The organism is Pseudomonadota bacterium, from assembly GCA_039818985.1.
GTDB lineage: Bacteria > Pseudomonadota > Alphaproteobacteria > Sphingomonadales > Sphingomonadaceae > Alterisphingorhabdus.
Genome location: JBCBSU010000002.1, coordinates 153,834 through 168,445 on the forward strand (window position 1 = coordinate 153,834; position 14,612 = coordinate 168,445).

At 62.3% G+C, this 14,612-nt stretch carries 13 protein-coding genes; 8 read left to right on the forward strand and 5 right to left on the reverse strand.

Going from position 1 to position 14,612, the window contains the following annotated elements; translation table 11 throughout:
- Positions 1 to 60 precede the first annotated feature (60 nt).
- The 8 genes from AAFX04_12410 (at position 61) to AAFX04_12445 (ending at position 8,040) form a co-directional block, all read left to right on the forward strand.
- Complete coding sequence (locus AAFX04_12410) at positions 61 to 1,002, forward strand: MlaD family protein (protein MEO1046235.1); 942 nt, start codon at positions 61 to 63, stop codon at positions 1,000 to 1,002.
- On the forward strand, positions 999 to 1,601 hold the full coding sequence (locus tag AAFX04_12415) for an ABC-type transport auxiliary lipoprotein family protein (GenBank protein ID MEO1046236.1): 603 nt from the start codon (positions 999 to 1,001) through the stop codon (positions 1,599 to 1,601). Before AAFX04_12410 ends, AAFX04_12415 begins: the two co-directional genes overlap by 4 nt.
- A 40-nt stretch (positions 1,602 to 1,641) precedes the next feature.
- Positions 1,642 to 2,772: an alkene reductase gene (locus tag AAFX04_12420; GenBank protein ID MEO1046237.1), complete on the forward strand. Its 1,131-nt coding sequence runs from the start codon at positions 1,642 to 1,644 to the stop codon at positions 2,770 to 2,772.
- Positions 2,769 to 3,566 carry a sterol desaturase family protein gene (locus tag AAFX04_12425; protein ID MEO1046238.1) on the forward strand — a complete coding sequence of 266 codons (798 nt, stop codon included), beginning with the start codon at positions 2,769 to 2,771 and terminating at the stop codon, positions 3,564 to 3,566. The genes AAFX04_12420 and AAFX04_12425 overlap by 4 nt, the downstream gene beginning before the upstream one ends.
- Positions 3,567 to 3,636: 70 nt before the next feature.
- On the forward strand, positions 3,637 to 4,119 hold the full coding sequence (locus AAFX04_12430) for a MaoC family dehydratase (protein ID MEO1046239.1): 483 nt from the start codon (positions 3,637 to 3,639) through the stop codon (positions 4,117 to 4,119).
- Positions 4,116 to 5,015: a CoA ester lyase gene (locus tag AAFX04_12435; protein ID MEO1046240.1), complete on the forward strand. Its 900-nt coding sequence runs from the start codon at positions 4,116 to 4,118 to the stop codon at positions 5,013 to 5,015. Before AAFX04_12430 ends, AAFX04_12435 begins: the two co-directional genes overlap by 4 nt.
- A gap of 256 nt (positions 5,016 to 5,271) precedes the next feature.
- Positions 5,272 to 6,831 (forward strand): DEAD/DEAH box helicase, encoded by a 1,560-nt coding sequence (locus tag AAFX04_12440; protein ID MEO1046241.1) that lies wholly within the window; start codon positions 5,272 to 5,274, stop codon positions 6,829 to 6,831.
- Between the two features lie 102 nt (positions 6,832 to 6,933).
- Complete coding sequence (locus AAFX04_12445) at positions 6,934 to 8,040, forward strand: GGDEF domain-containing protein (protein MEO1046242.1); 1,107 nt, start codon at positions 6,934 to 6,936, stop codon at positions 8,038 to 8,040.
- Positions 8,041 to 8,074: 34 nt separating this feature from the next.
- Here AAFX04_12445 and purH read toward each other — a convergent pair whose 3' ends face one another.
- The 5 genes from purH to htpX all read right to left on the reverse strand — a co-directional run bounded on the left by purH (position 8,075) and on the right by htpX (position 14,594).
- On the reverse strand, positions 8,075 to 9,670 hold the full coding sequence (gene purH, locus AAFX04_12450; GenBank protein MEO1046243.1) for a bifunctional phosphoribosylaminoimidazolecarboxamide formyltransferase/IMP cyclohydrolase: 1,596 nt from the start codon (positions 9,668 to 9,670) through the stop codon (positions 8,075 to 8,077).
- An 8-nt stretch (positions 9,671 to 9,678) separates the two neighbouring features.
- Complete coding sequence (locus tag AAFX04_12455) at positions 9,679 to 11,526, reverse strand: heparinase II/III family protein (GenBank protein MEO1046244.1); 1,848 nt, start codon at positions 11,524 to 11,526, stop codon at positions 9,679 to 9,681.
- Complete coding sequence (gene rpe / locus AAFX04_12460) at positions 11,523 to 12,185, reverse strand: ribulose-phosphate 3-epimerase (GenBank protein ID MEO1046245.1); 663 nt, start codon at positions 12,183 to 12,185, stop codon at positions 11,523 to 11,525. Before rpe ends, AAFX04_12455 begins: the two co-directional genes overlap by 4 nt.
- Positions 12,186 to 12,300: 115 nt before the next feature.
- On the reverse strand, positions 12,301 to 13,569 hold the full coding sequence (locus AAFX04_12465; protein MEO1046246.1) for an RsmB/NOP family class I SAM-dependent RNA methyltransferase: 1,269 nt from the start codon (positions 13,567 to 13,569) through the stop codon (positions 12,301 to 12,303).
- Positions 13,570 to 13,619: 50 nt separating this feature from the next.
- Positions 13,620 to 14,594: a zinc metalloprotease HtpX gene (gene htpX, locus AAFX04_12470; protein MEO1046247.1), complete on the reverse strand. Its 975-nt coding sequence runs from the start codon at positions 14,592 to 14,594 to the stop codon at positions 13,620 to 13,622.
- Positions 14,595 to 14,612: the final 18 nt, after the last annotated feature.

A 14,612-nucleotide genomic window follows, 5' to 3' on the forward strand; every position in this document is an offset into this window, starting at 1 on the left:
AAAGCGGGCATCGGACAAATTTGCGCTGTAAAAAGCGACACAAAAGGATAGACAGGCTCAATGGAAACACGCGCAAACCATATCTGGGTCGGTGCCGTCACCCTTACCCTGCTGCTCGGTGTCGCCTTGTTCATCGTCTGGCTGGCGCGCTTCGGCGACGGCGACATGAAGCAATATGACATCTTCTTCAAACAGTCGGTCAGCGGTCTTGCGGTTGGTTCGGGCGTCTCCTTTTCCGGGGTCAATGCCGGACAGGTGACCGAGGTGCAGCTCTGGGACAAGGATCCCGAATTTGTCCGTGTGCGCATATCGGTCGATGACAATATCCCGATATTGCAGGGCACCACCGCAACTATCCAGAGCATCAGCTTCACCGCGCCGCCGCAAATCCAGCTCGATGGCGCGCTCAAGGGCCAGGATCCGATCACCACGCCGGGACCCGAGGGTGTGCCCGTCATCCCGACCAAGCCGGGAGCGCTGGGCGAGCTGCTCAGCAATGCGCCGCTGCTGATCGAGCGACTGGCGACGCTGACCGAGAGGCTGACCCAGACATTGTCGCCGGAAAACCAGGAATCCATTGCGGCGCTGCTCGCCAATTCGGCGGAGATCACCGAGGCGTTGTCGAAAGATGCGCCGCAAATCGGCCAGTCACTGCAGGAATTACAGGCGACGTTGCGGAGCGCCCAGGCCACGCTCGACAAATATGGCGCGCTCGCCGACAGCGCCAACGGACTGCTCGGGAAAGAAGGTACGGCGCTGGCCACCGAGTTGCGCCAGACACTGGACAGCGCCCAGGGTGCAATGGACGAATTGCAGCGCACCGCTGCTGCGGCACAACCGGGTCTGGCGGAATTCTCCAACGAGACACTGCCACAGACCGAAGCCCTGATCCGCGACTTGCGGGCGACCTCTGCCGCGCTCACCGCGATCACCGAAAAACTCGACCAAGAAGGTGCCGGCGCTCTGCTCGGTTCCCCTGCGCTGCCGGACTATGAACCATGACAATTGCCCAATCGCCGAAAATCCTTGCGCTGACCATCGCCATGGCGTTGCCGCTGGCGAGCTGTGTCAGCTTTGGTAGCGCCGAACCGCCCGAGGCTTTGCTGACACTGACCCCGGATGAGCCGCTGGCCCGGGACAGTGCGCGTGACGCCACAACCTCAAAGGCGCTGATCGTGTCGCTGCCCCAGTCGCCGCGCAGCCTCAACACCAACCGTGTGCCGGTGCAAGTCGATGATACCTCGATCGCTTATGTTCAGCAGGCGCTGTGGGTCGATCGCCCGGCCAAGCTGTTTCAGGCGCTGGTGATGGAAACCGTGCGCGCGCGCACCGAAAGGCTGGTCCTGCCAATCGAGGATGCCCAGAGCCGCGAGGCAACGATCATTTCCGGGACGCTGGTGCATTTCGGCTATGATGCACGCAGCGGCGAGGCCGTGGTCACCTATGATGCGGTGCGGCGTGAACGCAGCGGTGAGGTCAGCACCCGCCGCTTCGAAGAGCGTGAACCGGTAAGCCTGGTCGAGGCTGCACCTGTCGGTCGCGCGATCAACAATGCTGCCAACCGCGTCGCCATCGCCATTGCCGACTGGGTGGGCGAATAGACGCTTTCTACCAGCGTATCATCACAACATGGGAGCTATTGTGACCAGTCTGTTCGACCCTATCCAGCTTGGGGCCATCAACGCGCCCAACCGTATCATCATGGCACCGCTGACCCGCTGCCGCGCGACACAAGCACATGTGCCCAATGCGATACAGGGCGATTATTATGCCCAACGGGCGACAGCGGGCCTGATTCTCTCCGAAGCCACAGGCATCAGCCAGGAAGGCCTGGGCACCTGCTTTGCCCCCGGCATCTGGAATGACCCGCAGACCGAAGCATGGAGGCCGATTGTCGAGCAGGTGCATGAAGCGGGCGGGCGGATTTTCTGCCAGCTCTGGCATATGGGGCGACTGGTGCATCCGGATTTTAATAGTGGAAAAGCCCCGGTTTCTTCCTCCGCAACCACCGGGCCGGGCAATACCCGCACCTATCAGGGCAAAAAACCCTATGCCGAAGCACGACCACTTGCAGTGGATGAGATTCCGCGCTTGCTCGACGATTATGCCCGCGCCGCCGAAAACGCGAAACGTGCCGGTTTCGACGGGGTGCAACTGCACGCCGCCAATGGCTATCTGATCGACCAGTTTATCCGCTCGGGCACCAATAAGCGCGACGATGATTATGGCGGCCCGATCGCCAATCGCATCCGCCTGCTCGGCGAGGTCACACAAAGGCTGGTGGATGTCTGGGGCAGCGATCACATCGCGGTGCGCATGTCGCCCAATGGCGACAGCCAGGGCGCCGATGACGCAACGCCGAACGACACCTTCACCGCTGCGGCAAAGCTGCTCGATTCTATCGGCATCGCCTTTCTCGAGCTGCGCGAGCCGCCGCCCTTTGGCACCTATGGCAACACCGATATCCCCGCCGTCAGCCCGCATATCCGGCAGGTGTTCAAGGCACCACTGATCCTCAACAGCGATTATGACAAGGCGCGCGCCGAAGAAGCGCTGACAGAAGACCGTTGTGACGCCATCAGCTTTGGCCGCCCGTTCATCACCAATCCCGATCTGGTCGAACGCCTGCGCAACGATACACCGCTCAACCCGGCACTGGGTGGTGAAACGCCATGGCACTTCACTCCAACATGGTACAGCCAGGGTAGCGAGGGCTATACCGATTATCCAGCGCTGGACGCTACAACGGCGGCGGAGAGCAGCGCCGCATGATCGCCAGTGATCGGCCCTGGCTGATCACTGGCCTGCTGCTCGGCACTGCCATATTGTTGCTGCTGGCCGAGCGGTTGCGCGCCCGCCGCGCATTGACCGATCCGCTGTTCACCCGCTGGCGTACCCATCTTGGCTTTGTCCTGATCAACCTGCCGGTCGAACGGGGAATGCAGGCGCTGATGGCGATTGCGCTTTATGGCGGCATCACCGCGCTGGGCCGCGGCGATTTCGGGCTGCTGCCGCTTCTTGGCCTGCCAATCTGGGCCAAATGGTTGCTGGCGGTACTGCTGCTCGATCTCGCAGTGTGGGCCCAGCATGTTGCCACACATCACATCCCGCTATTGTGGCGGCTCCACCGTGTCCACCACGCTGACCGGGATTTCGACATGACCACCGCGCTGCGCTTCCATCCGCTCGAGATTGGCCTCTCCATGGCCTATAAGATGCTGGTAGCGTTTCTGCTCGGTGTACCGCTGGGGGCACTGGTCCTGTTCGAGCTGCTGTTGTCGCTGTTTCCGCTGTTCAACCATGCCAATATCGCACTGCCGAAAACCCTCGACCGGGTGCTGCGCTGGCTGGTGGTCACGCCCGACATGCACCGGGTGCATCACAGCAGCATTGTCGAGGAGACCAACAGCAATTACGGCTTCTGCTTCGCACTGTGGGACCGGCTGTTCGGCACCTATGTCGCCCAGCCGCAGCATGGCCATCAGGCGATGACCATCGGCCTTGAGGAATGGCAGGATAAGCAGCCAAGGCGTTTCGGCTGGTCGCTGAAACTGCCTTTCCTGTAAGCCGACACTGCTTGTCGCAAGCCCTGACGCGCGCTATCGCCACAACAGAATCAAAGCTGGGAGACAGCCAATGCCAGGCCTGTATTTTGAAGAATTTACCGTCGGCCAGACATTTCAGCATGCACTGCGCCGCACCGTGACCGAGACCGACAATCTGATGTTCTCGGCGATGACGCACAATCCGGCCGCGCTGCATCTCGATGAGCAATGGTGTCAGGAGAATAGCGAGTTTGGCACCCGCATCATCAACAGCTGTTTCACCCTGGGCCTGATGGTCGGCATCTCGGTCGGCGACACCACGCTCGGCACCACCGTCGCCAATCTTGGCTGGGACGAAGTGCGCTTTCCGGCGCCGCTCTTCGCTGGCGATACGGTGCGGGTGGAGAGCGAGGTGCTCGATCTGCGCCCCAGCAAATCGCGCCCCGGGCAGGGCATCGTCACCTTCGCCCATCGCGCTTATAATCAGAAGGATATCCTTGTCGCCAGCTGCAAGCGCGCAGCGCTGATGCTGCCCAATCCGGGCACGGCAACACAGGAAGCGGACGCCGCATGAGCGCCGCTGCAGCCCTGCCGCTGCGGGCGATGCTGTTCGTCCCCGGTGATTCCGAGCGCAAACAGATCAAATCGCTGAGCAGCGGTGCCGATGCGGTGATCATCGATCTGGAAGATTCGGTCGTCCCCGAAAGGCGTCAAGAGGCGCGCATCCTGACCCGTGATTTCATTGCCGCACACCGCCATGACGATAATGCGCCCGATCTCTGGCTGCGGATCAATCCGCTCGACACCCCGGACGCCGAAGAAGATATCGAAACAGTGCTGCAGGCGCAGCCGGTCGGCATCGTGCTGCCCAAATGCACCGGGCCGGAACAGGTGACCGAGCTTGACCAGCTGCTGTTCGAACGCGAGCGCCATGCAGGGATTGTCGAGGGCAGCACCGCGATCCTGCCGATCGTCACCGAAACTCCCGGTGCAGCGATGACGCTGCACCGCTATCTGCGGGGCAATTTCGTGGGCAAGGCGCGACTGGCCGGGCTGAGCTGGGGTGCGGAAGATTTAAGCGCCGCCATTGGCGCATCGCGCAAGCGCGAGAGTGATGGCAGCTGGACCTTCCCCTATCAGATGGTGCGCGCCCAGCTGCTGCTCACCGCGCATGCCCTTGATGTCCAGGCGATCGACACACTGCACGCCGATTTTCATGATACCGAAGGGCTGATCGCCTATGCCGGAAACGGGCGCAGCGATGGCTTTTCCGGCATGTTGGCGATCCACCCGGCGCAGGTCGAGCCGATCCAGAAGGCTTTTACGTCCAGCGCGGAAGAGATTGCCGAAGCCGAAGCCGTGGTCGCCGCCTTTGCCGCCAATCCCGGTGCAGGCGCGGTCTCACTCGACGGCAAGATGCTCGACCGACCGCATCTGAAACTCGCCGAACGTATCCTTGCGCAGCGATAAAGCTTGCACTTTGGGTCAAATGCGCCCACATGGCCGCCATCAGCGCATGTGTCGCGGCAGAATGGACTGCCCGATCATATCGACAGCGTGAACGCCGGGCCTGGCCCCGAAAAGGGCAAAGAGGCAGACAACCGGATCGGTCGATCCTCCATGCGCTAATGTATTTCTGCTTCCCTTTTCACGCGGGACGTTTTGTTTCCCGCATCGCCGCGTCCGGCAGAAACCGGCGCGCGCTGTGCCTTATATAAGGTTTTTTATGTCCTATTTTGATGAACTCGGCCTCGCCGAACCCATTGTCCGCGCATTGGCCAAAAAAGGCTATGCCGATCCCACGCCGATCCAGAAACAGGCGATCCCGGCGCTGCTGCAAGGCCGCGATCTGTGCGGTATCGCCCAGACGGGTACCGGCAAGACCGCGGCTTTTGCACTGCCCTCGCTGCACCATCTCGCCAGTGCCAACCGACCACGGCCTTTCCGTGGCTGCCGCATGCTGGTGCTCTCACCCACGCGCGAACTGGCGGCGCAGATTGCCGAGAATATGCGCGGCTATGCCCGGCACCTGCATCTGTCGGTCGAGACGGTATTCGGCGGTGTGCCGATCAATCGCCAGATCCGCAAGCTGGCCGCCGGCACCGATGTGCTGGTGGCGACACCGGGGCGGCTGCTCGATCTGGTCGATCAGCGCGCGCTTCAGCTTCGCGATGTCGAGATTTTCGTGCTCGATGAAGCGGATCAAATGATGGATCTGGGCTTTATTGTGCCGCTGAAGCGCATCGACCGGTTGTTGCCGAAGCAACGCCAGAGCCTGTTCTTCTCCGCCACCATGCCCAAGGCGATTGCCGAACTGGGCGCACGCTTTCTCAATGATCCGGTGCGGGTCGAGGTGACGCCGCCGGCGACAACCGCCGAGCGGGTCGAGCAACATGTTACCTTCATCAACCAGAAGGAAAAGCAGGCGCTGCTCACGCTGAAATTGCAGCAATGGGATGTCGAGCGCGCACTGGTCTTTACCCGCACCAAGCACGGGGCCGATCGCGTGGTGCGCTATCTCACCGGGGCAGGTCTTGCCGCCGCTGCTATCCATGGCAACAAGTCCCAGGCCCAGCGCACTACGGCTTTGCAGGGCTTTCGCGATGGCCGGGTGAAGATCCTCGTTGCCACCGACATCGCCGCGCGCGGCATCGATGTGTCGGGTGTCAGCCATGTGATCAATTACGAGATCCCCAATGTCCCCGAACAATATGTCCACCGCATCGGTCGCACCGCACGCGCCGGCGCCGATGGCCAGGCGTTCAGCTTTGTCGCCCCCGATGAGAAGGTCTATCTGCGCGATATCGAACGGCTGACAGGTGTGCGGATGACGCCGATGCGGCTGCCTGAAGGCTTTGTCGAGGCGGCTGCGGCGCTGCCCGGCCCGGCCCGGATACAAAAGGGACCATCCCCAAAAAGGCAAAGGCCCGGCAATCGCGCCGACAAGCGAGACGAGAAGCGTGACGAAAGGCGTGAAGGCCGACACGCTGAGCGCCGTTCCGACAACCGTTCCGGCCGACGCCAAGCCCGGCCGCGGGATAGCGTGACGGAGGCGCGCCAGGATAAACGGGAGGCGCGCAGCAGTTACGACCCTGCCGCTTACCACGAAAGCGATACGGCGGCACCGGCGTCCAGACCGAAAAAGCCCAAATCGCGCAACCGGAAGCCCTATCCGCATGGCAAGGCGAAGCGCCAGTCGACACAGGCCGATCCTCGCGGCGGTGGCAAGCCGATGCAGCGGCGACGTAGCGGCAAGCCGCCGCAACAGCGTGGAACACGGGGCTAAACGCATGGCCGAATTGCCAGTGTTGGCAAAAAAATAACCATCGCGTGCTTAAGAACTGCGTGGGTTTGCCGTCATTATTCTCAATCAGGAGAAGGGCATATAATGGCGACGCAATCTCAGCCGGCTTTCGGCGATCAGCAGCAGGCACCGTCCAGCTTCGGCAAAAAGGTCAAAACCTATTTTGGCTGGAATGAGGCGGCGCCCGCTGAAAAATCTCCGCGGCAGCAAAAGGTCGAAAAAATCTATGGCTTTCTCGAAGCGGCACAGCTGGAGCCAACCCCCGAAGCCTATCGGCTGGGCTGGGAATATCATTATGGTGCCAACCAGAAGCTGTGCCTCGAAATTGACGCCATCCTCGAAGATCGCGGTACCATCCCGCTGGGCAGCGTTTACGAGCTGACCGAGAAACACCTCAATATTCTTGATTTCTCGGAGCTCACCAAGCTGATCAACAGCGGTTCACAGGTGCTGCGCCAGGGCCATAAGGTCATTTCCGACAATCGCGGTGAAAGCCGTGGCTACAGCACGGCCCTGAAAAGGGAAATTGCGCAGATTGAGGATCTGGACACAGGCAATGAGAGCCTGAGAAACCTGCTCAACCTGACCGATACCATGATCAAGAAATCGCAGGAGGCCGAACGGCAGCTGAAAGAGGCTGAGAGCAATGTCGTCAACATGCGCAAAAAGCTCGATGATGCAAACCAGAAGGCAGAAACCGACCAGCTCACCGGACTACCCAATCGCTGGGCTTTTGAGGCGGTGCTGAAAGATGCGGTGGCCCAGTCGAAGCAATATTTCGAGCCGCTATCGGTGGCGTTTGTCGATATCGACCATTTCAAGGTGATCAACGATACCCATGGCCATGATGTCGGCGACCGTGTGCTCAAGCGCGTCGCCGAGACACTGGACAGCATGTCCGATGACCAGTGCCATCTGGCGCGCCATGGCGGCGAAGAATTTGTCATCCTGTTTGCCGACAAGACGCCGCAACAGGCATTCGAGATCGTCGACAGCACCCGCGCCGACCTGGCCGGCCAGACCCTGACCAACCGCGAGAATGACGAACCCATCGGCACCGTCAGCTTCTCTGCCGGCATTGCCGCGCTGGCGGGCGATGGCGACCCGCGCGCCATGCTGCGAAGGGCCGATGCCGCACTTTATTCCGCCAAGGAAAGCGGTCGCAACCAGGTGATCATCGATCAGAGCTGAGGCGGCAGGCCGAGTATCCTGACGCACCAAAACATTAATGGCGGAAGTGGCGCATTCCGGTAAACACCATCGCCAGCCCTGCCTCATCGGCAGCGCCAATCACCTCATCGTCGCGGATCGAGCCGCCCGGCTGAATCACCGCGCTGGCACCGGCCTCGACCGCCGCCATCAGACCATCGGCAAAGGGAAAGAACGCATCCGAGGCAACGGCTGAACCCCTGGTCAGCGGCTCGGCCCAGCCATGGGTTTCGGCGGCTTCCTCGGCTTTGGCAAAGGCGATGCGGGCGCTGTCGCGGCGGTTCATCTGCCCCGCACCGATACCTGCGGTCTGGCCGTCCCTGGCATAAACAATTGCGTTGGATTTGACGTGCTTGGCGACAGTCCAGGCGAACAGGCAATCCTGCAATTCCTGTTCGCTCGGCGCGCGCTTGGTGACCACCTTGAGATCATCGCGCGACACCGCGCCATTGTCCCGGCTCTGGATCAGCCAGCCCCCGGCGATGGTCTTGGCCATAATCCCGCCGCGCGTCGCGTCGGGCAGATCGCCGGTCAGCAGCAGCCGCAGATTCTTCTTTGCCGCAAACACCGCGCGCGCCGCTTCATCGGCAGCGGGCGCGCAAACCACTTCGGTGAAGATGCTGGTGATCGCCTCTGCGGTTGCGACATCGAGCGGGCAATTGACCGCGACAATGCCGCCAAAGGCCGACACGCTGTCACATGCCAGCGCCTTTTGATAGGCTTCGAGCAATGTTTCACCGCTCGCCACGCCGCAGGGATTGGCATGTTTGACAATCACTACGGTCGGTGGACCGCCAGCAAATTCGGCAACCAGCTCGAGCGCAGCATCGGCATCATTATAATTGTTATAACTCAGTGCTTTGCCTTGTAGCTGCTCGGCCTGGGCGATGCCCTGTCCGGTCGGTCCGGCGGGTAGGTAAAGTGCCGCCTGCTGGTGCGGATTCTCGCCATAGCGCAGCGTATCGCCACGCTGTGCCACCATTGGCAGTGTCTCGGGAAAGGCCTGACCCTGATCGGCAAAGCCGAACCAGCTGGCGATCATGCTGTCATAGGTCGCGGTCGCGGCGAATGCCTTGGCCGCCATGCGCTTGCGGAAATCAAGGCTGGTGGCATTGTTGCCGCTATCGAGCTCGGCGATCAGCGTTTCATAGTCCGCCGGATCGGTAATGATGGTGACATAGGCATGATTCTTCGCCGCAGAACGCACCATGCTGGGCCCGCCAATATCGATATTCTCGATAATCTCCGGCCGGTCGGCGCCGCTCATCACCGTCTGGGCAAAGGGGTAGAGATTGACCACCACCAGATCGATCGCGCCAATGCCATGGGTCTCCATTGCAGCGGCATGATCGGCATTGTCGCGCACCGCCAGCAAGCCGCCATGGACCATCGGGTGCAGAGTCTTGACCCGGCCGTCCATCATCTCGGGAAAGCCGGTGACATCGGAGACATCGCGCACCTCCAGCCCGGCCTCGCGCAACGCCTTGGCGGTGCCGCCGGTGGAAACCAGCTCAACCCCGGAGGCTGCCAGCTTCTGGCCCAGCGGCACCAGTCCGGTCTTGTCGGACACCGAGAGCAGAGCCCGTTTGATGGTGATGCTGTCGCTGCCCATTGCTTTTCCTATCCCATTTTCCTGAGGATCCAGCCACAATTGCCACCGCCCGGACCGATCTCGTCGCTGATCACCACCTGCTTTGTCGGCCGCGGCCGGTTATGGCCATCGACCCACAGGCTGTCCTCCACCGCCAGCTTGGCATTGGTCGCGCGCAGCTGCCACAGCTGGCCGTCCTCCAGCCGCAGCAGCACCGCCTGGCCATCGCCGGTACCGTGCGCCTCAACATGCTCGCCCAGATGAAAGCGGATGGCAAAAGGCAGGCTGGTAAAGCGCGTCTTGCGGGCCTTGGCACTCTGCGCCGAAGGCAGCAGCAAATCCTCGCCGCGCAGCTCGCTGCCATCGGAGCGGAGCAGCAATATTCGCCGGTGAATCAGGCCATGGCGATGGCTATAGCCGTCATGGCTCATCTCCAAGCGCGTCGCCTCATCGACCTCGCGCCGCTCCAGCTCCACCTCGCCAACGCCCTTGCCCAAACGTCCCTTGGGCAGAATCGCGGTGCTGTTGAGATTGTCGAGGCACAGGGTGGAATGTGCAGCGGTGGCACGTAACCCCTGTGACAGCCTCGCACTTATCACCGCGCCGACCGCCGAGGCACCGCCGCAGCTGGTGATGATCCGCTGACCATTGCTCGACATTTCAAATGCCAGGGTGGAGGCACAGCCGGTGGCGGCATGGCGGGCAATGGGTGGCGGACCGGCATCAACCAGAACCACGGTGCGCCCGGCGGGAATGCGCTGATAGCCCCAATAGCGCGCCTGACGCAGCGGCCGCGCAATGATCCCGCTACGATCGATCAGATGACCTACGGTTGCTGCGTCGAGTGCTGGCGCACCCTGCCAGCCGGCGAGGCTGCCATCATCATGGGTAACACCCTGAAACGCCGCGACCGCCATGTCGAGCGCATCATGCACGGCGTCAGGCAGGTCAGCCTCCTCGCTCTGGTCATAGAGTGAGCGCAGCACCGAAAGCACCGCAATCGCCTGAAACTGCTCCATCGGCGCGCGCGAAAACACACCGCCATCTGCACCGAATGTGCCCAGCATTGCCCGACGCAAACCCGCCTCGCCATAGACACGGCGCGGATGGCCATCAGGCAGCAGCAGCGACGCTGCTACCACCCCGGCCCATGCGGTCAGCCGCCCTATGCCGGGATCGGCCTTATTGGCGGTACGGTCGAGATGGCGCGCGGTCACTGCCAACTGGGTCAATACCCGCTTGCGATGGGCCCGGTCGCGACCGCCGATGATTAGCGGCGCATAGGCCGCGCAGTTGATCAACCGCCACGCGGCGACATCGGGGCGCCAGGCCGGCGGCTTGAAATTTTCGCCATGGCGCGACAACCATTGTTGCACCAGCCGCTCGGCCAGCTCACGCACCTTGTCGCGCGGCGCAGCGGCGGCCAGATCGCGCAGCCAGCCGAAACCGTGCAGATAATCCTGAAAACCCGGGGGCAGCTTCATGGTATCGAAATCATAATCGCGGACCGGTTGTTGCAGCCCGAGATAGCGGAAATGCCCGGCGCGAATCGCGGTGCCGCGCGCCGCATTGCCGGCAATCGGATCGGCAGGCACCATCAACAGCCGCAGCGGCGCGCTGGCCTTGAGCCGTAATTTGTGCAGCGGCGTCCGCCAGGTCAGGCGATAGACACTGTTGATCAGCCGTTCGGACAGCGACAGCCCCTTGTCATCATCGCCGCGAATGACCAGCGCCCGATCGGCAATAGGCCCGGATACATCGGCATCGGCAGCGCCAACAGGCCCGACCGAAGCATCAGGCTCCGGCGTTGTAGCGGAAGTGGCGGGGGGCGTTTCGATCGCCCGATGCTTCAGGTCACGACCCGGTTCTGCGTTCATTCGCCCCTCAATGTCCTGATATTGGCGGCATAATGATCCGGTCCACCGCGAAAGGTCGCGGTTCCGGCGACCAGCACATCGGCCCCGGCATCAATGCACAAAGGCGCGGTCCTGGCGTCGACGCCGCCATCGACCTCGAGATGGATATCGCGGCCCGTGGCGTCGATAAGTTTACGGATGGCGGCGATTTTCCTCAGCTGGCTGTCGATAAAGCTCTGGCCACCAAAGCCCGGATTGACGCTCATCACCAGCACCAGATCGACATCATCCAGGATATAATCGAGCACGCTTTCAGGGGTGCCGGGATTGAGCACGACCCCGACCTTTTTCCCGAGCGAACGGATATGTTGCAGCGTGCGGTGGACATGCGGCCCGGCTTCGGGATGGACGGTGATGATATCAGCCCCCGCCTCGGCGAAAGCGTCGATATAGGCATCGACCGGCGAGATCATCAGATGCACGTCGAACGGCTTTTCGGTGTGCGGCCGCAGCGCCTTCACCACTGCCGGGCCGATGGTGATATTGGGGACGAAATGCCCGTCCATCACATCGACATGAATCCAGTCGCATCCGGCCGCGTCAATCGCGCGGATTTCCTCACCCAGACGCGCGAAATCGGCGGACAGAATAGAGGGAGAAATAAGCGGTGCGCTGGCCATGTCCGGCCCCTAACGCGCGCCCTTGGCCATCGCAACCGAAAGCGGCGCATCTGTCCACAAATATGTCCGCTTTTCCATTATCGCTACGGCCGGAGCAGCGGACCGAATAGCTGGGTTAGGGCCGCCGCAGCAGCCGGGCGATAAAAAAGCCGTCCATACCGCCCTGATCGGCGAGATGCTGCGGCAGGATGCGCAGATGGCCATTCTCATCAGGGTGCAGGCCGACAGGCAGTTCATCGGGCCGGATCGGATTAGTGGCGAAATCGCCATGCGCTTCGAGGAACGCTGCCATTTGCTGCTCGCCTTCCTCGGGTTCGAGCGAACAGACCGCGTAAAGCAGCATGCCGCCGGGCCGCACCCATTGGGCCGCGCGTTCGAGCAGACGTGCCTGCAAGTCGGCGCGGTCAGCAATATCGCGCGGCCCGATACGGTGCAGCACATCGGGGTGGCGGCGGAAAATGCCGGTCGCGCTGCATGGCGCATCGAGCAGCACTGCATCGGCTCGGTTGTCCGGTGCCCAGCGCAGCAGGTCATCGGTAATGATCGTGGCGGTCAGCCGGGTGCGCGCAAGATTGTCCTGCAGCCGCCGGTTACGCTTTTCCGAGACATCGATCGCAGTCACCTGCCAGCCCGAGGCGCCGAGCTGCATCGTCTTGCCACCCGGCGCGGCGCACAGATCATAGGCAGTGCGCCCATCACCCCGGCCCAGCAGCCGCACCGCCAGCGCCGCCGACAGATTCTGCACCCACCATGCGCCTGTGTCATAGCCCGGCATGTCCACGACCGAGCCGGATTCGCTGAGACGGACATGGTCGGGCATCAACGCCGTCCCTTCGGGCAGGTTTGGCGAAGGGCTATGCTTCAAACCACCACGCAGGGTGATATCGACCGGCGGATTGCGCACCAGTCCGGCGCGCGCGGCCTGCACCATGGTCTCGCCCCAATGCGCATGCCAGCGGCTGGCCACGGCATCCGGCAATGTGGGTATCGCCGGCAGCGCATCACCCGCGCGCATAATTGCCCCGAACACCCCATGCGCCAGCCGTCTCGGTCCGCCGTCCAGCAGCGGCAGGCCGGTGGCCAGCACCGCATGGGCAGGGGTTTTCAGCACCAACGCCTGCGCCAGCATCATCCGCAACACCGTGCGTACCTTGGCATCATCGGCGAGACGGTTACGGGTGCGTGCATCGATCAGCGCATCGCAATCGACCAGATGACGCAGGGTCTCCGCTGCTATGGCACGGGCCATCGCCTTGTCCTCGGGCAGCGCGAGATGACGGCAGGCACGGGCCTCAACCATGTCGAGTGCATCACTGCGGCGCAGCACCGCGTCGAGCATGACAAGCGCGGCGCGGCGCGTGGCTAATCCGGCAATATCGTTCATGCAAGGCGGCCTATCGGATCACAATGGCGAAGGCCAGTGTGGTGAAGAGGTCAATCGCGGCGCGTCGGGTCGAGCGCGCTGGTGCGCGAGCCTCGCCCTCCGGAACGCGGCACGCTCGCGCCGCGCCGACCGCGCGCCGACCGGCTGACTACCTCATCGGCAAAGGCGCTACCGCCGCTGACCCCGGCACCATGACCCTGCGATCCCTGTCCCATTTCCATGGCGATATCCTGCAGCGCGGCAATGCGATCGCCGGTATCGGGATGGGTGGAGAACAGGCTGCGCACACCGGCGGGCACGATATAGAGCTGCGCCGCCGCCGGGTTGCGTTCGCTCACCGGGTTGGGGATGCGCTCGGCCTGTCCCGAGATTTTCGCCAGCGCCGAGGCCAGCGCCATCGGCTTGCCGCTAATCTCTGCGCCGCCTTTATCCGCACCGAATTCGCGGGTACGGCTGATCGCCATCTGCACGATCATCGCCGCGAACGGCGCGATCAGCACCGCGGCCAGCCCGGCGATACCGGCATTGCGGTCGCGGAAGAAAATACCGAAATTGGCGAGCATCGAGATCGCCCCGGCAATGGTCGCAACCATCGTCATGATCAGCGTATCGCGGTTCTTCACATGCGCCAGTTCATGCGCCATAACCCCCTCGACCTCGTCGCGATCGAGCATGGAGAGCAGACCGGTGGTCGCGGCCACGGCAGCATTTTCCGGATTGCGCCCGGTAGCAAAGGCATTGGGATGCGGCGTGTCCATCAGATAGACCTTTGGCATCGGCAAATCGGCATTGCGCGCCAGCCGCGCGACCATATTATAGAAATCGGGATGGCTCTGGGCATCGACCTCAATCGCATTGTGCATCCTGAGAACGATCTTGTCGGCATTCCAGAAGGTGAACAGGTTCATGCCGGCCGCCACCAGCAGTGCGATGACCGCACCGCCCGCACCGCCCAGCGTATAGCCCAGCGCCATGAACAGGGCCGTCAATCCGGCCAGGAGCATAAGAGTCTTCATTTGGTTCATCTGCGTTCATTCCTGTAT